Here is a 20,841-nt window from a genome sequence, read left to right as displayed (position 1 = left end):
ACGGGGCAGGCACGCGAGATCGGGATCGAGCGCTGCCTCCACACCCATGGGATCTTCCGGGGAAAGGCGCGGCGATTGGTGAGCGGAGGATAAGACATGCGTGCAAACAGCGAGCGTTGTGCCAGCACAGAGGCTGGCGCAGGCAAGGGCGGGCGCCCCGGCGCCAGCCTCTATCAGGAGATCACCGACCGCATCATTGCCGAGCTGGACCGCGGTACCGTGCCATGGGTCAAGCCATGGGGCAGCGCAAAAGCAGGCCTTGGCCTGCCGAGGAATGCGTCAGCGGGCGCCAGCCACCGCTCCTGCAGCAAAAGACCAGTAGCTGTCGCAGCAGGCTGAACAAGGCATTTTATCGGCGCCGAGGGGGGGCCGTGCTCGCCTTACGCAGGCGCATAGCTCTGACATGACGTCCGGGAGATTGATGCCGGGCAGTCCATCAACAATACCCAACAACCATCCTGATTCGAAGCGCATCTAAGCACGTCCATTTCAGGCGTTAGTCGAGGCCGCATTGACCAGGGGTACCTTCTTGGTCCGCTGGAGGTGGGCGGCCGCCCGTCGACAACGGCTTCTTCAAATGTCGCCCGTGCAGGGACGACCGTAAAAAAGGGCGCACGAGGCGCCCTTATTTCCGATCGGCGATCAGCAGCCGCCTTCACCTTTCGTTGTTAGAAGCGGTAGGTGACACCTGCGCCTATCAACCAGGGATCGAGCTCCGCCTTTCCCGTCAGCTTCGCGCCGTCGACAGTGACGTCGAAGTCTGGCTTGAGGAAAAGCTTCTTCACGTCGAAGTTGACGCCCCAGTGCTGATCCACCATGTAGTCGAATCCGACCTGCAGCGCAGTGCCGAACGTATTCTTAACCTTGAGAGCATCGGCACTGCTGGCACCCTGGTTATAGAAGATCGTGTAGTTCACGCCGGCGCCTACATAGGGCTTGAACGCGCCTAAATCGGTAAAATGATACTGCAATGTGAGCGTGGGGGGCAGCAGCCAAACCTTGCCGATATTGCCCAGCCCGCCGATCGTACCTTGGCCCCCGATGTTAGCATAGGTGGTGCCGAGTATGAGCTCGGCGGCGATGTTGTCCGTGAAGAAATAGGAGATATCGAGTTCCGGCGTCACGGTCTTCGAATACGAAAGATCGGAGCCGGGCACCGCATTGACGTAGCCCGAATCCTCAGTGACGACCCCCAACGCACGCAGGCGGATCTGCCAAGGGCTAGGCGCTTCCGTGACCGAGGCTCCCGCCTGCGGGACGCTCGCCGCTTGCGCAAGGTCCGCCGCGACGGCCTGCTGTCCCATCACAATGAGGACAACGGCCGCTGTTACTCCCCGCGCCGCGCGCATTTGGTTTCTCGCCATGATATTCTCTCCTTGCTCTTCAGAAATGTGGACTGAATTACGAAAAATCTTGCTCGAATTGCTCGATATTGGCGGAGCGCTCATGCCCAGTTTGCTTCGCGGCTGCGACCGCATGTTCGGGGCGCATGATCATGGGATGATTTCTCCTCTTTCCGTGCCGCAGCGCGTTTTGCGGAGTGCGCTGCAGGTGTCGTGCCAAATGAGAAAATCATTTCGTAACAATGCGATCACCCTGATGGCGCTGTGTCTCATGTCCGACATCGTCGAAGATGCGACAACGAAAGCAGCCGTAACCGCCTGATAGAACCTCCTGTGCCACTCGGTGGGCACTGCGGAATAAGCAGTGAAGCTCACCGCGAAACTGCCCGAGCTTTGGATCGACATCGGGGACGGGGCCATCGACGACCACTACGTCGCCGGTGTCGGGCGCGGCACAGCCTGAAGACTCTGCGGCGGCGATCTTCGAATAACTGCGTTTACGACAGGTCCATCCTGGCCCACCGGTGGGCGCGCAAAAGCTCTTTGCGGCCTCATCCCTCCGCCTGGATTGAGTCGCATGGACCGAATGGCGCACGTGGTTGTGGAACCGGCAGAGTGGTCATAACGCGATTGTCTTCCAACTCTCTTTACAGAGATTCGACAATTCAGTTGGTGAAGGTCCCATATCGCGCAATTATTGATGCGCTTAGGTCTGGGCATGAGCCCATCCGAAACCATCTGATCAAGAGCATCGATCCGACACCAACATAGAGAATTGCTTCCCCATGAGAGAGGCCTCGCTGCGTCGGGATCGAGCCAGTGCAACGGCACTTTAGGGCGAAGGATCTGGTAGCTCTTGCAACTGCCGATCTCGATGGACAAGGCATATCGCGATCTGTCCGGCAGAGACACACGGTTCTGCACTGTCCCTTCATGAAGACTTCGTGCTGGTCTTCATAAGAGAAGTATTTTTGGTGCAGAAGGTGCCCGATTAGCTATTCGGAAAAAGGGGATATCGACGTGCAAATCGGGCGCCGCCGTGAGGCGTCCCCCTCAATGTCGGATTTCCGACAGGATCGCAAATCCCACAACCCACTGTTTAATAAGTTTTTCCTTCTCTGGCACGGCCCATGCATTGGACTCTGCGAACGCTTCAGTGAGACGTCTCCATGATCATGCGCACCGAAAATGCCATCGCAGTGAAAACCGCGCTCTCGCCTGCCATCAAGCCGCCGAAAGGCCGGCGCGTCATGGTTGAGGCGGACGATTGCGCCGGCTTCAAACACCTCGGTGGGCTGCGTCTCCCGTGACGGCGACGCGGGCATCCAGACGGGCGGATAAGACATGCGTCGTTGCCCCACGTCGCCGGCCTGACCCCTCGATTGTCACCGCGCTGGAATGCTCGGGTCTACAATCGACGACGCGAACGCGCTGGACAAATTCTCGCAAACCCGGTCGGGACTGGGGGCTCCGAAAACGTCCGCGAGGGGCTCAATGGTTATGGCCGATATTCCCCGAGAACAAGCCACCTAGTGGGAAGACTCTATAGGAGGAAAGCAAGTGGAGTTATCTTGCGTTGGGGTCGGTGCTGGGCCGTCTAATTTGAGCCTTGCGTGTCAGATATACGAGCAAGTTGGGCAAGGGGCACTGTTCCTGGATCGGCAGGTCGACTTCCGCTGGCATCCAGGCATCGCATTCGATTCCTCGGAGCTCCAGGTCAGCCACTTCAAGGATTTGGTCACACTGGTGAATCCGCGATCAGCCTACACTTTCGTTAACTTCCTGCACGAGAACGGGCGTTTGTACCACTTCCTGAACGCACAGTTCGAGGCTGTGTTCAGAGCTGAGTTTGAGCAGTACCTGAACTGGGCCTTCCACAGGAACCCACTTGTCCATGGCGGCGAGACCGTGCACGAAATCCGCTTTGACGGCGCGTTTCGGGTGCGGACCGATAACGCGGTTCTCGGCGCCAGAAACGTCGTGGTCGGCATTGGCAAGCAGGCGCAAATTCCGCCTCAATTTCAGGGCTGGATTGGACGCAACCTGTTCCACTCATCGGTTTTACTGCACATCCACCCTGAGGTGCGGAGAAAGCATGTCTGCGTGGTCGGCGGAGGCCAGTCGGGAGCCGAGGTGATGTTGCACCTTGTCGGCCTGCCGAACGAACGGCGGCCTGCCTCGATCACTTGGGTCTCGCAGCGCGAAAACTATCTGCCTCTGGACAACAGCCCGTTCACAAACGAGTTGTTCATGCCCTGCTTTTCGGATCGTTTCGCGGCGATGAGCGAGTCGCAGCGTAAGCTGCTCCTGCGGCGTTTCGTGCTTGCCTCGGACGGCATTTCGGAAAGCACGTTGCGCGCGATCTATCAGGCGCTCTACCGCCACGCATTTTTCGAGCCAAACCGATCCGACATCACACTACGGCCTGGCTGCACCGTCTCGCACTGCATCAACGCCGGCGCGGGTCACAGGCTGACCCTGCAGCACGGCATGGTCGAGGTCGAAGAAGTCACGGCTGACATCGTCATCCTGGCCACCGGTTACGAGAACGCGGTGCCAGACTTCTTGGAACCCATCGCGCACCGGCTGGAGCATATCGACAGTGAATTAGCTATTCGCGAGGACTTTTCGGTGAGCTGGGACGGACCGCGTGACAGACGCATCTTCGTACAAAACGCGAGCCTCGGGCAGCGCGGCCTGGCCGATCCGAACCTAAGCCTGCTGGCCTGGCGCGCGCGCCGCATCCTCGATAGCCTTCTTGGGCGCGCGCCATGCGCGAACCCGGAGCATCCTGGCTTCATCAGCCATACCTCGATCGAGAGCTGGCCCGCCCCCGTAGCCGAAGAAATGGGCAGCGGGATATGACTCTTAAACTTCTGATCATCGGCGGTGGCATCCTGGGAATGATGTCCGCCTCCGCTGCGGCGAAGGCCGGAGGCTTCTCCGAAATCATCGTGACCGAACAAGTTCTTGGACCAAGCGGAGCATCGCATTATTCTGGGGGCGTTCATTTCCCCTACGGTTGGCAAGACCATACCAGGTCGCTCACTCGAAAGAGCGGCGTGGTCTTGGCGGCCATGGCTGGGTCGGCGGTCAGCGAATGGTGCCGGCCTTTAGCGATGCGTGTCGCGGCTGGACCGGGTGAACCGATTGATCCGGGCCAGTTTACCGAACTCCTGGATCCGGCTGAGCCTGAGATGGGAAGTCTCGCGCCGAGCTTCTGCGGACAACATCCGTCGGAGCGGAATGCACTTAGCATCCCCATCCCACATGCGTGGGACCGTCTCCGTGGACCCGCAACTTGCCCAGCGCCCGACTGCCCTAATTGGGATGTCCGACCAACCAGTCTTTCCAAAAGGAGGCCTTTCGCATGTTGACTGATACACAAAGAGACAAGTGGCAGAAAGACGGATACGTCAGGCTCGAAAGCTTCTTTGCGCCAGCGGCTCAGGAAGATATCTCTAATTTTGTCGAAGATGTGTCACGCTGGGATGTCAGCGATGATAAATGGCTCATGTGGTTCGAGAAGACGACGGGCAATCGAAAGATCATATCGAAGATCGAGAATTTTCTCGATTTTCATCATCCATTGCGTCGTTTGCTATTAGAAGATCAGCGCATAAAATCAGCGGTTGAAGAGTTGCTTGGCGAAGATTCGCGCAGGCTCAAGGAGTTGCTTATTTTCCACTACCCAGACAGCGGCGGCTATCTCCCGCATCAGGACATTTATCACATTCCACACAAACTCCCCGACCGGATGGTCCATGCGGTGGTTGCCATCGGCATCGACGATTCCGACCCGGAAAACGGCGGGCTTTTCTTCAGCCCCGGCAACCACAAAAAGGGGGTCTTTCCCATGGATGCCGGTGGGGTGATCTATCCTCAAGTCGCCGAAACGTTCTCGTGGGAACCCGTAGTATGGAAGGCTGGCGACATCTTCATCTTCGACGATTACGCACCGCACTACTCACGACCGAACAAAAGCAATCGTTCTCGGCGGACACTCTACTTGGTGTTCCAGCGTGCCTCAACCGGTGGGCCGACCCGCGCTGAATATAACGTGCTTAAGCGCGCCCTTAACCCGCCCGAGGGCAAAGTGGCCGATCTTGACAATCTCAAGCCCCCAAATGGGATCTTCTATCGCGATTGAGCTCACGCAGCCAGGCGGAGGCATGCACACGAAACTGATCGACCGCTCAAAAATGCGCGGACGGTATGGCGGTCTGATTTGCGGGCTCGCGTAGCATCGGACGCTTTGGCACGTGGCTTGTGGAGGTGGTCGCAAGCGATCTTCTGTGTGCCTACAGCCCGACTAGCGCCCCCTTGGTCGCCCGCCTGCCGGCCCAGAGCTGCACTATCCTGGCCGGGCCGCCAACGGGTCGGACTGCCGTTTCTCTCCGTGAAGTGCACTTGAGGCTGTTCGTTGGCAGCCGAAGGTCCGTCCCACTCTTCAACAGCTTAGGTTCGTTGTCATGCGCAAATACACCTTTTCTCGAACGGAGCTGTCGCGGGCGTTCGGTATCGACACAGCCACGCTTGGAACGGGCAGCGCTCGCACGGGGTTTTCGTTCGGAAAGGTTGGACCCGGGGTCACATCCGAGCCCCACCGTCACGACGAAATCGAGGCCTTCGTGGTCCTGTCTGGTGCGGGCAAGGTCACCACCGACCTTGGGGAAATCTCGGTCGGGGCCGGCGACGTCGTTCTGTTCCATCCTTTTGAAGCGCATGTGCTGCGCAATGACGGGAACAAAGACCTGGATTTCGTCGATGTCTACTGGCGGGACGGCGAGGCCGCCCTTGATGCCGCTGCAAAGACCACGGCTCCACGCGGGCCGACCTTCGTCTTCTCCGCGCCACCAACGCCAAATGGCGATCTGCATCTGGGGCATCTTTCTGGCCCCTATTTCGGCGCCGACGTCTATACCCGTTTCCTGCGCATGAAAGGAGTCGAGGCGTATCACCTGACCGGAAGCGACGATTACCAGAGCTACGTCGCGACACGCGCCGCTACCGATCAATGGACGCCTGCAAACGTGGCGCGCTACTACTCCGACGAGATTCGCGCCACGCTTGCAGTTCTCGATTGTGACGTCCACAGCTTCCAAGCCACAATGGGCGATGACGGTTACCGCGAATTTCAGGCCGCGTGTTTCCGAACTCTTCTGAGCAGCACGGCGGTAGATCTGCGCCAGAGCCCTGCGCTTTTCGATGCTGTGACAGGCCACTATCTTTATGAGCCGGATGTTAGAGGCCTCTGCCCCGATTGCGGCGGCTCCGCCGCAGGCAACATCTGCGAGGAATGCGGCGCCCCAAACCTTTGCCACGACCTGGGTGCAGCGCGGTCACGGCAGTCTGCCGAAGCGCCGCTGGTCGGCTCCCTCCGCCGTCCGGAACTTGCCCTGGACCGCTGCTACGACAATATCGACCGGCATCTAAGGGCATCAGGCGTTCCACTACGCATCTTGGATCTCTTCGCGCGCCTACGCCAACGCGGCGAATTTTCAGTCCCCATTACCCACCCCTCGGACTGGGGCCTGCCGGCCGAAGGGTTCCCGGGGCAAGTGATCTGGGTCTGGCCGGAGATGGCCTTCGGTTTTCTTTACAACATCCAGGCGCTCGGCCGCTCGCTGGGTCGCGACTGGAAGGCGGAGGTGCCCGGCAGCGACTGGCAGATTGTCCATTTCTTCGGCTTCGACAATTCCTTCTACCACGCGCTACTCTACCCCGCTCTTTACGCCGAGGTCTTCTCCCACTGGACGCCGCGCATCCACTATCACGTCAACGAGTTCTACCTGCTCGACGGCAAGAAGTTCTCAACCAGCTGCCGCCACGCGGTCTGGGGCAAGGACGTTCTGAGCCCAAAGACAGTCGACGTCGTGCGCCTCCATTTGGGCCTGACACGCCCGGAAGGGGAGCGGACGGATTTCACGCTGGACGGGCTGCGCCGCACCGAGAAGGAGGTCTTCCAAGGGATTTGGCTGAACTGGCTTGATGCGTTGGACCAGGAAATCAAGCAGGATTTTGCCGGCCGTGTACCCGATGCAGGCGACTGGAGCCCAGTCGACCGCGCCTTCTTTGCTCGGATAGAGATCTATCGCGCGGCGATGGAGCGGGCATATTCGGACGAAGGCTTCTCGGTCCGGCGCGCGGCCGCTCAGGCCTGCGATTTCGTGCGCGATTGCGTGATCTACCGTCGGGCGCGAGACTATGCGGCTGCGCGATGTTTCTACCCCGCCCGCAATCGAACTTCGCTAGCCCTTCAGACGACGGCCGCTGCGATCATGGCACCGACAGTCGCTCCGTTAATGCCCCGGTTCGCCAGAACGCTGGCGCGAGGCATCGATGGCGTCTCAACCGAAACATGGCCCCGGTCCGTCCAGCGCCTTGCACCCGGGACGCGCTTTGATCTCAGACCCGTGTTGGTGTTCTACGCCAAGTCCGGCAATCCTCATCTCGATGAGGAGGAAGCACTATGAGCCCGAAGGTGCACCAGTGAGCTGTCCCAATCTCGACCAGATTTGCGCGGCAACCAAAGCCGACCATGCCAAATATGCTGTCACTGGGGCGACCGAAGCCGCTATCAAACGGTAGAGACCAGATTAGCGGCCCTGAACCAGCGCGTCGTCGACAACCCTGGCCCGCGCCTTCGAGGACCGCTCGGCCGATCGCTTCCCAGCCCTTGCTGTTCGTGCCGCAATGCCGTGTGGGCTCGACTGCGCTGACAACCTCTGCGGCATCGGCATTCCGTCCTCCAGCCGGTCAAGGCTGTCATGCGATTCGACCCGCTTGGTCAACCTGGCGCCCTGGAACGTGCGCCGATCACCAATGTGAATGCGAATGCCTGCGTGATGCTATCTTCTATTCTGTCCGAGACCGTACCAACGCGGCATTCAGCCGAAGAACAACTGAGCTACTGACAATCGGAATGTAGCAGGTTCAAATTCGGGTCCGAAACAGGATATTGCTCACAACCAGCGTTCAGCATCCGGCATGGTGCACAAGCTTCCAATCAGACCCGCGCAACGCACAGCCCTTTGCCTGAAGTATTCGGCGAGGGCTGCCAAATCGCAAGCGTATCCTCCTTAACATTCACGAGGTCTTCGCCGAAAATGCAGACGCTTGTCGCGGGAGAGATAGATGCCTAAATTATTAGGGTGCTCCTCAGGATTGCGTGTTTGCTCCGGTATGACGGCCCTAACCGAGGAGCGATTCTACAATTTACATGTTTGGGGATCGCTCGCTAGGTACTCGGCCTGTGACCCGGCAAGCCGATGCTTCAGATGCCGCCCATGCAGAGATATTTCATTTCGAGGTAGTCCTCGAGGCCATGGCGGGAACCCTCCCGCCCGATTCCGGACTGTTTTATCCCACCGAACGGCGCCGCTTCCGAAGACATCCGGCCGGTATTTACCCCCACCATTCCATATTCCAAGGCCTCGGCGACACGCCAGACACGCTTCAGGTTGGACGCATAAAAATAGGCCGCGAGGCCGTAGATCGTTTCATTGGCATCACGCACGACCTGATCGGCATCTTTGAAGTGAATAATCGGTGCGAGCGGCCCGAATGTCTCTTCGCGCGCGACGGTCATCTCGCTGGTGACACCGGTCAGGACCGTTGGTTGGAAAAACGTGCCATTCGTGCCGATGCGTTTACCCCCGCATCGAATCGCGCCGCCTTTAGCTACGGCATCGGCAATATGGGATTCAATCTTGGCCAAAGCCTTCTTGTCGATGAGGGGTCCTATGTCCACTCCGAGCGCGAAACCGTCACCAACTTGAAGTTGGCGAGCCCGTTCAACGAATTTCTCGACGAACTCGTCATGAACGCCCGACTGGAGGTAAAGTCGGTTCGCTGAGACGCAGGTCTGGCCGGCATTGCGGTACTTCGCCTGGATGGCACCATCCACCGCGGCATCGATATCGGCGTCATCGAAGACGATGAAAGGTGCATTGCCGCCGAGCTCTAGGCTGACTTTTTTGATCTGGTCCGAGCACTGGCGCATGAGTAAGCGCCCGATCTCAGTAGACCCGGTGAAGCTGATCTTGCGGACCTTGGGATTTGTGCAAAGTTCGCGGCCGACCGCGTCACCTTCGGATGCGTAGATCAGGTTGACGACGCCTTCGGGAAAGCCTGCCTGATGGGCGAGGGCGAACATTGCTCCAGCCACCAGCGGCGTCTGTTCAGCGGGCTTGAGGACGATCGTGCAGCCCGCCGCCAAGGCTGGCGAGATTTTGCGCGCCACCATCGACACCGGGAAATTCCATGGTGTTATCGTGCCCACGACCCCGATGGGCTGCTTGATCACCAGCATTCGGCGGTCGGCCGATGGTGCGGAGATCGTCTCGCCATAGACGCGATTTGCCTCCTCGGCGTACCATTGCAGATACGCCGCAGCATGCGATATCTCCGACTTGGCTTCCGCAAGCGGCTTGCCCATCTCCGCGGTGAGAATTGCAGCGAGATCGTCGGCCTGGTCGATGATCAACTGATGCCATCGCCATAGAACGTCGCTGCGCTCACGTGCGGTAAACCCTGCCCATCCAGGCTGCGCGACATAGGCCTTGTCGATCGCAGCGCATGTCTCCTCGACACCCATATCGGGTAGTTCTGCCAGCACTTCGCCGGTCGACGGGTTGAGAACCTCAAATGTCCGCTCGCCCATCCGCGTGCCAAGTGCCGGCAGGCGATCGATGGGTCCAAACAGGTCAGGGGATCGCAGGTGACGGATCATCGGCAGGCACAGGGGCAATATCCGATTCCTCCTCAACGCGGCAGGTGTCCATAGCAGGTGCGGTGTGTATTCCGGACGTAAAGGTTCCTTATAGGGCCTCGGCCATACAGCTAGCAGACCACGGTACCCAAGTGGGAGGGAGAATACGCTACAAGACGCCTAGCGGTTCTACTAGTCGGGCTCGACCGGTCGGTTGCGCGGTGGCAGGTCCGGCCCGCGCGCAACCTTGCCATAGGTCTTCGCGGCCAGCGCCTTCACCGTCTCAGGCTCTGCGTCGCCGGCCACCACCAGCACGGCGTTGTTCGGTCGGCGGTATTCGTTGCACATCGTGAACCGATCGGTGCCGTTCAGCTTCTCCATCTCCTGCGTCCAGCCGTTCACCGGAATGCGGTAGGGCTGATTCGGCCGCAACGTCGCGTTGACCTCCTCGTCCACCAGACCTGAGGGTCCGTCTCTCTGCGCCAACGGCGCTCCTCCAGGATCACGTTTCGTCGGTCTCGATATCATCGTCGTTGAGAATGAGGTTGAACATGCGATCGGCCTCGAAGCCCATCATCTCGCCCAAAGCGATTTATAGGCAATGAGGGCGGTATTGTAGCCGCTGACTGAGACGGCTCCGTCGAACTCGCTGTCGGGGCGGTTGGGCGTCGCCCTGAAGATCAGACGCTCGAGGGAAGGGGCAAGTTCCGTTTTGCCCGGTGGCTCGTCGGCGCTGCGGACCTTGTGACATGTGAGTGACGATTTGCGCGGGGTCATGTCGACCGTTCCATGCCATCATCGAGCAGGAAATCTTGCCGCCGTCGGTGGCGGCCAGAGCCGGAGCGGTCGTCGCCAGGCCAGGGCGGTGGCAGTGAACGGCTTGCGCAGCCAGGGGGTGATCGATGGCTCCGGTTGGAAAGGCAAGTTTCGAGGCAGTGATTTGTTCCTCATTTTCATGAACGGGCTGCGTCTTCGATCCCGTGGGAGGATCGCGGGCAGGCCGAGCCAGATGAATCATGCGGCCAGGGCTCACTCGAGCCTCATCTTGGGATGAGCCCAGGAGACCGGCGGCGGTGTTCTTGGGGGGATGGTCATTGGAGGGATTTTCCTTGATCCGCGACGCCTTGCGGACGACCACGCATGCACCGTGCCAGATCAGAAAACATTCGAGGCATGTGGACAAGCCAGTCTGACATGTTGTGCATCCGACATTGTGGGCCATCGAACAGGGCTGAAGGCGACGCGAGCACGGCTGAGAATATCTTCTTCATTGGAAGACGATTGGGCGCGCTGCTGGGGAAGGGGGACGGGATGCGCTTCGAAGGCCGCTGCACCGACGGTCAGAATTGAAATGTTGTCGCTCCAGCGGACCGATGTCCTCGACAGTCAGACCGGGCGGTGCTGAAGGGTAGAGGCGTGAGCAGCGTAGCTAAGTGGGCGCGGACCCAGCTCGCGCGCGAAGACGGACCTGAAAAAAACGGCGGGTGGCGACATTCGCGTGGCGCTGGAAAACGAGGTCGTAGGACCGGGCGGGAAAAACGATGCCGTTGCTGTCTTCTGGCGTCATGGCCTGCCGCGAGGCGGTTGAACAGTGATGAGTTGCTGCGGAAAGGGGAGTGTTTTCGCGGGACCTTGGTCAACGCAAGAAACAAACGTCGAGCTCGCCTTGGATGGGGGCATGCAGCACATTTGCCGCTGCAGGACAGCAGCACGGAAGCTGTCCGCGCTTGCCGTCGTCCATGGGAACCAAACAGCAGAATTTAGCGGTCGCGATTGATTTCATGTGCATAAAATACCCCTGGTGCGCTCGGCTGCAAATGCACCCTGGCGAGTGGTCGCTTAGGTCAAGAGCATCGCGTGAGTAACAGCCTTACCTTGCTCAACCTGATGCGCGCTAACCGCCTCGCCGGATTGTGGAACTGCTCGCGGGTGGCTTCTACCACAAACAGCAAGGTCATGAAATCAAGCAGGAAGTCGTCAATCGCTTGGGCGATTGTTTCTGACTTGCCCTTGAACTGGTCCAGCAAAACGCGCGCGCTATCGATCGCTTCCACGCTGGTCGCATCGATCAACCCCTCGACCCTCTTGAAACAATCCAACTCGAAACTCCTTAAGGCGCTCCCAAGGTGTTATGCACGAAGGCAGCTCCGTGAACTACCCGGCCTTTTGACCTGGCGGCACGAGCAGCGGTCGGCCTTACGTCCCGCGCCTCCAAACACGAGCCATCGACGTGGCGCTGAGGAGCGTTGGAGGAAATTGGGCGCTTCCGGCCACGCTCGAGCGGTAGTATAGGACAGTGCTTGCTGGCGGCTACGCCCACAATGGAGTGCGCCAGCTGATCGGGGCTTAACAATTTTTCGCTTTTTGCTGCGCCCAACTCTCGGCTATGACTCGGACAGGCCTAATGGCCGCCCACGTGCATTGTAGAAGAAGGAACAAGTATATGACGACTGGAACGGTAAAGTGGTTCAACAGCACCAAGGGGTTTGGATTTATCCAGCCCGACAATGGCGGTCCGGATGTTTTCGTCCACATTTCCGCTGTCGAACGCGCGGGCCTCTCGACCCTCGCTGACGGCCAGAAGATCAACTATGAGATCGAGCAGGACCGCCGCACTGGCAAGTCCTCAGCTGGCAGCCTGAGCAAAGCTGGTTGAAATTTTCTCCTGCGAAGTCGCAAGAGTGGGCGTGTAGGCCCGGAAGTGCTCACTGCCGCTCGATAGGGACGAGCAAAAAGTGAGGGCAGCAGATTGCTGCATGGGTCGCGAATTCCTCATGAAACAAGTTGTTGGAAAGGAAGGCGGGGTTGGCCCCGCCTTTTTTATGCGACGGCCAGATTAAGCCGACGGCTGCAACGCTGCAGAAGGAATTTCAATTGCCGCAATCAAGCCGCGACCTTCTTGCGAGTTCGCTTCGTCGGCACCGGCGCTTCCGGCTCTCTCGGCGCTTTCGGTTTGCGGCCGAGCCCCATCGTTTTCGCCAGTGACGAACGCTTCGCGGCGTAGTTCGGCGCCACCATGGGATAATCCACCGGCAGGCCCCATTTGGCCCGATATTCACCCGGCGTCAGCCCATAGTGGGTCGACAGATGGCGCTTTAAAGATTTGAATTTCTTCCCGTCTTCAAGGGAGATGATGTAGTCCGGTGTCACCGACTTCCTGATCGGGACTGCAGGCGTAAGGGCAACCGGCTCTTGTGCAGAGATACCTCCGGCCGTCGCTCTCAGAGCCGCATGCACTTGGCCGATGAGGGCAGGGAGATCCCCCACCGGGATCGGATTGTTGGACACGTAGGCCGACACGACATCGGCGGCAAGCTCAATGAGGGTGTCGACGTTTTTTCCGGCTTCTTCTGTCATGAAACTCTCCAGGCGGTGAAACATAGTCAGCGAAGCGTCGCTTCATAGGGCCGGTTGCCGCTGAAAGCAACAATGTCTCTGACTGCGTTATTGCCAATGCTCGTCCAGAAGCGACATCGATGCGCCATATTTCGCGGCGTGACCGCTGAGCCACTCGTTGTTGGCGACCCTGCCGAGGTGCGTGGCGCGTGCCGCTCTAACTTAGCCCCGAAATCGCTAGTAGCCTCGAGGCTAAGCGCGCTGTTTTTGTCTCGCTTTGCTTCTTTGGACTGTGAAATCGAGCGATAGTGGTCGCTTGATGGTGGGCGTCAGGGACGATGGAACAAACGTTCATTGGCAATGGCCAAAGTGATGTAAGTTCATCGCCGGTGAGCCGCTCTTGCAAAGGGGCTGGGAACCGCCGCTGATAAACCTAGGACATCAATGTATTTCGAGGCGTTTCTTAGCCGGTCCTGGAGAGGCGGCAATGGCTGCGGATGACACCTGTTCCACGATATCAAACAGCGCGGCGACCGGCAGCTTCTCGAATCTGGAGCGGCTTCTCGCAAGTTGGCGCCGCGCCGAGAGGCCGGGCAAGGACAGTGAGCCGCCTGCATCAATCATACGCATCAACCAGCCAGCGACGCGTCCTCATACAGAATGCCGCGACCGGCCGTGTGATCTCGCCGGTAGTCGCCGAGGCCCTCTGCATGAAGCCTCCGGATGTGCTGACGATCAACCAGGCCAGAAAGGTCGACGTCCTGAAGCAGGGATGACATGAGTTTGCCACTATGCGCAGGCTTGCCTTGCCCTTCCGCGGCATTTTGCGGGGCCTGTGAGTTGGGCAAGCTCGGCACTTCGATCGACTTGGCGTCACCCGGCTCATCGCCATCACGCGTTTCGGTCTGGTCCTACGCCGTGACGTTGACTCCGTTCGCGATGCCATTGAACTGCCGTGGAGAACGGCCGAGGCGGAAGGGCTGATCAACCGCCTGAAGACGATCAAACGTACCATTAGGCAGCGCCGGCTGCGAACTCCTTAGGCACGCATGCTGCCACTCAGCCGGCCTAATCACCACACGAAGCGAGGAAGAACCTGGTCAAGTGCAAAGCGACAATTGCCTCGACAGCAGGTCCCGGAAGGTTTATGCTGCCCGATGTTACCGCAATCCTGAATGGCGATTGAGTACCTTCACGAGTGAAGGGAGTGGAACTGCTTTGTCGGCCAAATTGTTGACGGAACGCCCGGCGCCCATTGTTGCTACATGTCTAGATTCTTGGGGCGTTTTGGATGATGCAATCCACCACCTCACTCCAAAGGGCAGTGGAATCTGGAACAATGTCGCTTTTGTACGCACGACATCCTTCGTGCCCGATTGGCATATTATCTTTAACTCTGCTTCTCTTTTTGGGCTCCCTGTTGATATCGAGGCGAGCCCCAACAGGACAATTTTTGCAATCGGCGAACCGCCGACGAAAGCTCATCGTGCATTTCATGAAGGGCAGGGGAAAAATACTATCGTCCTGACGTCTGACGCAGAGCTGGTTGCTCGGCAGAATGCAGCTCGCCGATTCGTTTTGTCTCCACCGATCACTCGGTCTTGGTCTGTAAACAAGACATATGACCAACTTCTGGTCAGCGAAGTCATGGATAAGCCACTTCGGCTCTCATGGATTACCAGTAACATCGCCCTGCTTAAAGGACATCGGTATCGGCTGGCGTTTCTGGAACGGCTAAGAAAGGAGCTCGATTTTGACCTGTTCGGCCGAGGTTTTCGGCTGATTGGAGATAAATGGAACGCACTCGCACCTTATCGCTACAGTATAGCGTTCGAGAATACTCGTGCTGATTACTATTTTACAGAGAAGCTTATGGACTGCTTCGTCGCTGAAACAATGCCGATCTATTACGGCAGCCCGGCAATCACGAGGTTCTTCCCTTCGGACTCTATGGTTCTGATTGACCCAGAGGACAAGAACGTAATCCAAAAAATTCAAGAAATTATCAACTCAGACCTCTGGAAGGAACGTCGCGGCGCAATAAGAGAGGCGAAGCGGCTAGTCCTCGAGAAATACAATACGTTTGCCTATCTCGCGGGCTTCATCGAAAGCGTTCAGGATAAACCCTTACCGCCAGAAATTATACACATCGAATCGCCTGAAGTTGATTTTTCGATAGACGAATGAAGTACTCCAGCGCTCGCTCCGCGTGCCCGGCGGTTGGTGGTCTCACGAGATCGGTGCGGAACGCCCGGCGGAGAATGCCTGCTGCGCAAACGGGCCGGCACGGGCGCACAAGGTCATGCGCCCCGGCTGCCGCTAATCAGACGAACTGGGGAAGGCCAGGAACGGAATTGAGGACCTCGTCCACGAGTTCGTCGCCGGCATGTTCCTTGGCGCAGGCGATCGTCTCGTTGGCGAGGGCGGCGATCTTTGCCATGCTGAGACCCTCACTCATCAATTGCTGCCCGAGCCCCATAAGGCCGCCACCCTCTGGGTCGTCCCCATGATACTTCGCTACTAATTCCGAAGCTCCCGGAATGGCCTCGATCATGCGCGCGCCGGGACCGTCGGCCGCGTGGCTCCGCAGGAAACCCAGCATTAACCCAACGGCCTTCTCTGCGACAGCCGGGCCGATGCCGGCACCAGTGGCGATGCGCGGTAAGATTTCTTCCATGCAGGGTCTCTCTCTCTCTCTCTGATTACGTTTACAAGGGGCCGGTCCGGCGCCCCGCGCCTTTGGCCGAACCACAATTGAACTCCACAAAATAGGCCAGCGGAGGTGCTATTGCGCCTAAAACCGCCTCTGTCAACGCAAGCTGCGTCGGACGTGCGTGTTTCCCAAACCGAAGATCATTCCAATTCACTTCATTACGCACTGGCAACCGCACAGTTTGCCGTGGCTCGCTTATGAGCCAATGCCCCGCGCCCGTCAAATGATGACGACAACATGGTCATCGCCTAGGATCTGTGGATCAAGGTGTGAGGCAGTTGCAGCGGGTGGACCTGCTCAAGCGCCGCGCCATCCTCGCGTGATGGGATGTTCGTAGAAGCGGAGCTATATGCCGGTGTGACGATCGATGAAGGCAGAACGGCTATTCCGCTACGACCTCCATACTGTCGCATAGACCGTCGCTGCTTAGGTATTGAAACCGCCATCGCTGGTGACATCACAATGTGCAGTCGGCGGGTGTCGACAAGGCCGATTCACGCAATCAGCAGGTCAGGAGGAACGAATGAACCCTGACGTTTCAGAAGCTCACTTTTCGCAAGGCGTGCAGCGCATATCGTGCAAGAGATTGCCAGTCTTGCGGATGCTGTCGACTTTCTCAACCTTGGCTGGAAGATCGCAGTGACCGAATCTACGAAGCCGCCCTCAGGGCGTGCTTTGATGCATAAAACCGGTTGCCAACCAGGGATACTCCTCCTCCCTGAAGTCCAATCGAGAAGAGCGATCACTTCCAAGAGGGTCCCAGCTCAGCTGCGAAAACAGGTGTGAGACCCCGTCCTCTCCCTCAAGCTGATCTAGCTCAGGGCGTTCATGAGCCGCAGATCGCATAATGGCTGCGTGGACGACGCAGGAAGACCAATTATGAAAATCCTATTCAGTACGATGGCTGTCACCTTGCTGGCACCCACCGCCTTTGCTGCGGATTGGATCCCCACCGACCTCAGAGATACGGCATTGGCCACCTTCACGGCTTTGCCATCCACCACGCCGACAGTCGCCAATAACCCGATCACCCCGGAAAAGATCGCTCTCGGCAAGGCACTGTTCTTCGATCCACGCGTCTCGGCGTCAGGCATCTTGTCGTGCAATTCATGCCACAACCTGGCCACCGGCGGCGACGACAATCACGAAACCTCGATTGGCCATGGTTGGCAGAAGGGACAGCGCAACGCGCCGACTGTACTGAACGCTGTCTTCAATATCGCCCAGTTCTGGGATGGTCGTGCCGAAGACCTGAAGGCTCAGGCGAAGGGACCGGTCCAAGCCGGGATCGAAATGGCCAATACACCGGGCCAACTCATCGCCACTCTCAAGTCCATGCCGCAATATGTCGAGTGGTTCGATGCAGCTTTTCCGGCTGAAGCCGATCGGGTCACCTTCGACAACTTCGCCAAGGCGATCGAAGCCTTCGAGGCGACACTGGTCACACCTGCCCCGTTCGACAGCTTCCTGAATGGTGATGAGGTTGCCATGACTTCCGAACAGAAACAGGGCCTGGTGCTTTTCATGGACAAAGGCTGCTCGTCCTGCCATGCCGGCATCAACGTTGGTGGGCAAGCCTATTACCCATTCGGCCTCGTGGAACGGCCCAGCGCCGAAGTCCTGCCGGACAAAGACAAGGGCCGATTTGAGGTCACCAATGCAGCCGACGATTCCTATGTCTTCCGCGTGGCGCCGCTGCGCAACGTTGCACTCACCGCGCCATACTTTCATTCGGGCAAGGTTTGGGATCTGAAACAGGCCGTCGCCATTATGGGGACCACCCAGCTCGGCGTAGTACTGGCGGACGAAGAAGTTGACCTGCTTGTTGCCTTCCTCAACTCGCTGACCGGAGAGGCACCTGACGTCGCCTATCCCATCTTACCCTCAGAAACGGCGACAACGCCCCGGCCTGTAACGCAGATCTCAGGAAAATAAGGGCCAACTGGCCGCGGACTCGCAATCGAAAATGATTGGCGATTTTTACTTGGCGACACGAATTGCGACGTCCATCTCCGAATTGGCGGGACGCTAGCGATACCCGAACCCTGCCACCTCGCCCGTAGTCTGCGCGATCAACTGGGGGCGGACAGACGCAGCACCATATATTGTCCTGAGCGAACGCGCCAAGCAGTCTACTTTGAGAAACGACGCGTGTCCGATTTGTTCGAGGCGCGGGGCCTGTATGTCCCCAAGGAACCAATATTATAGCGTAGTGCCACATTTATATTTCTGCGGGATTAAGACACGTGCCGTAGGGAAATTGCACATTTGCGCCGAGTGGCTCATTTCCAAGAGTGTGCCGGTTTGGCATGTTCACGGCCGACAGGAGCCAGCCGGTAGCTCACCACACGGTGAGGAAGGAGAAGCCTCAGGCCACTTTCTCCCGGAGCGCGCGCGCTGCAGCGACCATGTTAATGAGGGCAGGGCGGACCTCCTCCCACTTGCGTGTTTTGAGGCCACAGTCCGGGTTTACCCACAGTTGGCCGTCGGACAGTCGCTCGCGGGCAAGCATGATTAGGTCCGAAATCTCGCAGACCTCCGGCACACGTGGTGAGTGAATGTCATAGACGCCGGGACCGATCTCGTTCGGATATTTGGAGCTCGTGAAGGCGTCCAGCAGTTCCATCTTGGAGCGCGACGTCTCAATCGAAATGACATCCGCATCCATTCCAGCGATCGCGTCGATGATCTCGTTGAACTCCGAATAGCACATGTGGGTATGGATTCGAGTCGCGTCCTTTACACCCGTTGAAGCGATCCGGAAGCATTCGACAGCCCAGTCGAGATAGGCTTTCCAGTCAGATTGGCGCAGTGGCAATCCTTCGCGAAACGCGGCCTCATCGATCTGGATCATCCTTGCGCCGGACCTTTCGAGATCCGTCACTTCGTCGCGGATGGCGAGCGCGATCTGGCGGCAGGCTTCGGAGCGGGGTACGTCGTCTCGAACAAAGGACCAGTTGAGAATGGTCACTGGGCCTGTGAGCATTCCCTTCACAGGCTTTTCCGTAAGCGACTGGGCGAATTGCCACCAGCGCACCGTCATCGGATTGCGCCTCGATACGTCCCCGAAGATGATGGGGGGACGCAGGTAGCGCGACCCATAGCTTTGCACCCAGGCATGCTGAGTGAAGGCGAAGCCGGACAGCTGCTCGCCGAAATGCTGTACCATATCGTTTCGTTCGAACTCACCGTGCACCAGCACGTCCAGCCCGATCTCTTCCTGCCAACGAATTGCTGACTCGATCTCCTTCTTCAGGAAAATCTCGTAGTCGACATAACTGAGCTGGCCCTTCGCATGAGCGGACCGCGCGCGGCGTACCTGCGGCGTCTGCGGGAAGGACCCGATTGTCGTCGTCGGGAACGGCGGCAGCCCGAGCGTGCCGGCCTGGACTCTGGAGCGCTCGCCAAAAGCGCTCTCTCGTCGTTTCATGCTATGGTCAATGCTGGCGATCCGCCCCTCAACAAGCGGGTCATGGATCTTCGTGGACGTCAAGCGAGTGGCGGCAGCCTCGGCAGAAGCTTTCAACGCGGCTGCCACCGCATCCCTGCCTTTGGAAAGGGCCCGGGCCAGCAAGACCAGCTCGTCGGTCTTCTGGGCCGCGAAGGCGAGCCACGACCTGATGTCGGCCTCGAGTTCCGTCTCCATGCGCAGGTCAATCGGCACATGCAGCATCGAGCAAGAAGGCGCGATTTCGACGCGGTCCAAGGGCCAGCCGGCGACGATCGGTTTGATGCGGTCGAGAATGGCGGGCAGGTTCGCACGCCAGACGTTGCGGCCATCGATCAAGCCGAGCGAGAGCACCAGATCCTTCGGAGCGAGCCGACCCACCATTTCCAGCTGCTCGGGAGCGCGCACGAGATCAATATGCAGGCCGGCCAGGGGCAGAGAAACCGCGGTTTCGAGATTGTCTCCCAGCGACCCGAAATACGTAGCCAGCATGATCTTCAGCTCGGGCGCGGCTTTCGACAGCTGGCCATAGGCGAATTCGAACGCAGCTCGTTCGTTCGGGTTCAGATCGAGGACAAGCGCTGGCTCATCGATCTGCACCCAGTCGGCTCCCGACAGCTTCAGCCTCTGCAGGACTTGCTCGTAAACGGGCAGCAGCCGCGGTAGGAGCGCGATGGGACCGAACCCTTCGGCACGCGATTTCGCCAGCTTGAGGAAGGTGATGGGTCCAAGGATGACTGGGCGTGTGTGAATGCCGAGAGCTTTAGCCTCGAGGAAGTAATCGACCGGCTTCGATGACGAGAGGGCGAACGTCTGATCATCATCGAGTTCCGGCACAATGTAGTGGTAGTTGGTGTCAAACCACTTGGTCATTTCCATCGCGGTTACACCAGGTCCATGAGCCTCCTCCTGGTGACCAGCGTGTCCACAATCCTCCGTCTGACCCTGGTTGCCGCGCGCCATTGCGAAGTAGATGTCAAGTGGGACCTCGCCGCTATTCCAGCCGTACCGGGATGGAATGGCCCCGACCATGGCTGCGGTGTCGAGCACATGGTCGTATAGCGAGAAGTCGTTCGACGGGATTTTCGACACGCCGCGATCGCGCTGCTCTTCCCAGCTAGCGGCTCGGAGCGCCTTCGACGTCGCAAGAAGGTCGCCAGCGGACGATGTTCCGGACCAGTAGCTTTCGAGGGCGCATTTCAGTTCTCGCCGACGACCGAAGCGCGGCACGCCGAGCGTTGCTACAGGAATTTGCTGAGAGACAGTCATGTCATACCCCGATGGTTGG

The 20,841-nt window shown here is 58.7% G+C and carries 16 protein-coding genes and 1 pseudogene; 9 read left to right on the top strand and 8 right to left on the bottom strand.

Annotated elements, in window-relative coordinates:
- Positions 1-96: 96 nt before the first annotated feature.
- Positions 97-288, top strand: a pseudogene (locus NLY43_RS12630) (ArdC-like ssDNA-binding domain-containing protein); the annotation flags it as partial.
- 380 nt (positions 289-668) lie between these two features.
- On the opposite strand, the gene NLY43_RS12625 reads toward NLY43_RS12630, so the two are convergent.
- Positions 669-1,349, bottom strand: a complete 681-nt coding sequence (locus NLY43_RS12625) for an OmpW/AlkL family protein (protein ID WP_031198690.1) — start codon at positions 1,347-1,349, stop codon at positions 669-671.
- A gap of 64 nt (positions 1,350-1,413) precedes the next feature.
- On the opposite strand from NLY43_RS12625, the gene NLY43_RS12620 reads away from it, so the two are divergent.
- The 5 genes from NLY43_RS12620 (at position 1,414) to NLY43_RS12600 (ending at position 7,819) form a co-directional block, all read left to right on the top strand.
- Positions 1,414-1,665: a hypothetical protein gene (locus NLY43_RS12620; RefSeq protein WP_156935588.1), complete on the top strand. Its 252-nt coding sequence runs from the start codon at positions 1,414-1,416 to the stop codon at positions 1,663-1,665.
- Positions 1,666-2,512: 847 nt separating this feature from the next.
- The gene (locus NLY43_RS12615) at positions 2,513-2,653 is read left to right on the top strand and encodes an iron-sulfur cluster assembly accessory protein (protein ID WP_198025542.1); all 141 of its coding nucleotides are present in this window, start codon (positions 2,513-2,515) and stop codon (positions 2,651-2,653) included.
- A gap of 292 nt (positions 2,654-2,945) precedes the next feature.
- Positions 2,946-4,208: a lysine N(6)-hydroxylase/L-ornithine N(5)-oxygenase family protein gene (locus tag NLY43_RS12610; protein WP_245264065.1), complete on the top strand. Its 1,263-nt coding sequence runs from the start codon at positions 2,946-2,948 to the stop codon at positions 4,206-4,208.
- A gap of 505 nt (positions 4,209-4,713) precedes the next feature.
- Positions 4,714-5,493 carry a phytanoyl-CoA dioxygenase family protein gene (locus NLY43_RS12605; RefSeq protein ID WP_023712632.1) on the top strand — a complete coding sequence of 260 codons (780 nt, stop codon included), beginning with the start codon at positions 4,714-4,716 and terminating at the stop codon, positions 5,491-5,493.
- Between the two features lie 322 nt (positions 5,494-5,815).
- The gene (locus NLY43_RS12600; RefSeq protein WP_023712631.1) at positions 5,816-7,819 is read left to right on the top strand and encodes a class I tRNA ligase family protein; all 2,004 of its coding nucleotides are present in this window, start codon (positions 5,816-5,818) and stop codon (positions 7,817-7,819) included.
- A gap of 800 nt (positions 7,820-8,619) precedes the next feature.
- Here NLY43_RS12600 and NLY43_RS12595 read toward each other — a convergent pair.
- The 4 genes from NLY43_RS12595 to NLY43_RS12580 all read right to left on the bottom strand — a co-directional run bounded on the left by NLY43_RS12595 (position 8,620) and on the right by NLY43_RS12580 (position 12,155).
- The gene (locus NLY43_RS12595) at positions 8,620-10,077 is read right to left on the bottom strand and encodes an NAD-dependent succinate-semialdehyde dehydrogenase (protein WP_198025543.1); all 1,458 of its coding nucleotides are present in this window, start codon (positions 10,075-10,077) and stop codon (positions 8,620-8,622) included.
- 171 nt (positions 10,078-10,248) lie between these two features.
- The gene (locus NLY43_RS12590; protein WP_245264066.1) at positions 10,249-10,542 is read right to left on the bottom strand and encodes an insulinase family protein; all 294 of its coding nucleotides are present in this window, start codon (positions 10,540-10,542) and stop codon (positions 10,249-10,251) included.
- A gap of 87 nt (positions 10,543-10,629) precedes the next feature.
- Positions 10,630-10,833, bottom strand: coding sequence for a hypothetical protein (locus NLY43_RS12585; RefSeq protein WP_023713645.1), 204 nt, complete (start codon positions 10,831-10,833; stop codon positions 10,630-10,632).
- 1,067 nt (positions 10,834-11,900) lie between these two features.
- Positions 11,901-12,155: a hypothetical protein gene (locus tag NLY43_RS12580; protein WP_023671853.1), complete on the bottom strand. Its 255-nt coding sequence runs from the start codon at positions 12,153-12,155 to the stop codon at positions 11,901-11,903.
- A gap of 344 nt (positions 12,156-12,499) precedes the next feature.
- Between NLY43_RS12580 and NLY43_RS12575 the strand changes: the two genes are divergently transcribed.
- On the top strand, positions 12,500-12,712 hold the full coding sequence (locus NLY43_RS12575) for a cold-shock protein (RefSeq protein WP_023671852.1): 213 nt from the start codon (positions 12,500-12,502) through the stop codon (positions 12,710-12,712).
- Positions 12,713-12,939: 227 nt separating this feature from the next.
- Here the strand turns inward: NLY43_RS12575 and NLY43_RS12570 are convergent, their stop codons facing one another.
- The gene (locus NLY43_RS12570; protein WP_023693512.1) at positions 12,940-13,413 is read right to left on the bottom strand and encodes a Ros/MucR family transcriptional regulator; all 474 of its coding nucleotides are present in this window, start codon (positions 13,411-13,413) and stop codon (positions 12,940-12,942) included.
- A gap of 1,083 nt (positions 13,414-14,496) precedes the next feature.
- Here NLY43_RS12570 and NLY43_RS12565 point away from each other — a divergent pair.
- Positions 14,497-15,579 carry a glycosyltransferase family 10 domain-containing protein gene (locus NLY43_RS12565; RefSeq protein WP_198026379.1) on the top strand — a complete coding sequence of 361 codons (1,083 nt, stop codon included), beginning with the start codon at positions 14,497-14,499 and terminating at the stop codon, positions 15,577-15,579.
- 136 nt (positions 15,580-15,715) lie between these two features.
- On the opposite strand, the gene NLY43_RS12560 is transcribed toward NLY43_RS12565, so the two are convergent.
- Complete coding sequence (locus NLY43_RS12560) at positions 15,716-16,069, bottom strand: hypothetical protein (protein WP_023671848.1); 354 nt, start codon at positions 16,067-16,069, stop codon at positions 15,716-15,718.
- A 915-nt stretch (positions 16,070-16,984) separates the two neighbouring features.
- Between NLY43_RS12560 and NLY43_RS12555 the strand changes: the two genes are divergently transcribed.
- A complete protein-coding gene (locus NLY43_RS12555) occupies positions 16,985-18,040 on the top strand; it encodes a cytochrome-c peroxidase (protein ID WP_023712626.1) in 1,056 nt (351 codons plus the stop codon).
- A gap of 433 nt (positions 18,041-18,473) precedes the next feature.
- Here the strand turns inward: NLY43_RS12555 and metE are convergent, their stop codons facing one another.
- The gene (gene metE / locus NLY43_RS12550; protein WP_023723603.1) at positions 18,474-20,822 is read right to left on the bottom strand and encodes a 5-methyltetrahydropteroyltriglutamate--homocysteine S-methyltransferase; all 2,349 of its coding nucleotides are present in this window, start codon (positions 20,820-20,822) and stop codon (positions 18,474-18,476) included.
- Positions 20,823-20,841: the final 19 nt, after the last annotated feature.

The organism is Mesorhizobium sp. C416B (assembly GCF_030323165.1).
Lineage (GTDB): Bacteria > Pseudomonadota > Alphaproteobacteria > Rhizobiales > Rhizobiaceae > Mesorhizobium.
This window is presented reverse-complemented; position numbering and strand designations above follow the sequence as displayed.

Bases quoted from the DNA above. Each gene is read 5' to 3' on its own strand.
- NLY43_RS12615 (WP_198025542.1), top strand. From the start codon at position 2,513: ATGATCATGCGCACCGAAAATGCCATCGCAGTGAAAACCGCGCTCTCG.
- NLY43_RS12595 (WP_198025543.1), bottom strand. From the start codon at position 10,077: ATGATCCGTCACCTGCGATCCCCTGACCTGTTTGGACCCATCGATCGC.
- metE (WP_023723603.1), bottom strand. From the start codon at position 20,822: ATGACTGTCTCTCAGCAAATTCCTGTAGCAACGCTCGGCGTGCCGCGC.
- NLY43_RS12605 (WP_023712632.1), top strand. From the start codon at position 4,714: ATGTTGACTGATACACAAAGAGACAAGTGGCAGAAAGACGGATACGTC.
- NLY43_RS12560 (WP_023671848.1), bottom strand. From the start codon at position 16,069: ATGGAAGAAATCTTACCGCGCATCGCCACTGGTGCCGGCATCGGCCCG.
- NLY43_RS12600 (WP_023712631.1), top strand. From the start codon at position 5,816: ATGCGCAAATACACCTTTTCTCGAACGGAGCTGTCGCGGGCGTTCGGT.
- NLY43_RS12585 (WP_023713645.1), bottom strand. From the start codon at position 10,833: ATGACCCCGCGCAAATCGTCACTCACATGTCACAAGGTCCGCAGCGCC.
- NLY43_RS12555 (WP_023712626.1), top strand. From the start codon at position 16,985: ATGAAAATCCTATTCAGTACGATGGCTGTCACCTTGCTGGCACCCACC.
- NLY43_RS12575 (WP_023671852.1), top strand. From the start codon at position 12,500: ATGACGACTGGAACGGTAAAGTGGTTCAACAGCACCAAGGGGTTTGGA.
- NLY43_RS12625 (WP_031198690.1), bottom strand. From the start codon at position 1,349: ATGCGCGCGGCGCGGGGAGTAACAGCGGCCGTTGTCCTCATTGTGATG.
- NLY43_RS12570 (WP_023693512.1), bottom strand. From the start codon at position 13,413: ATGACAGAAGAAGCCGGAAAAAACGTCGACACCCTCATTGAGCTTGCC.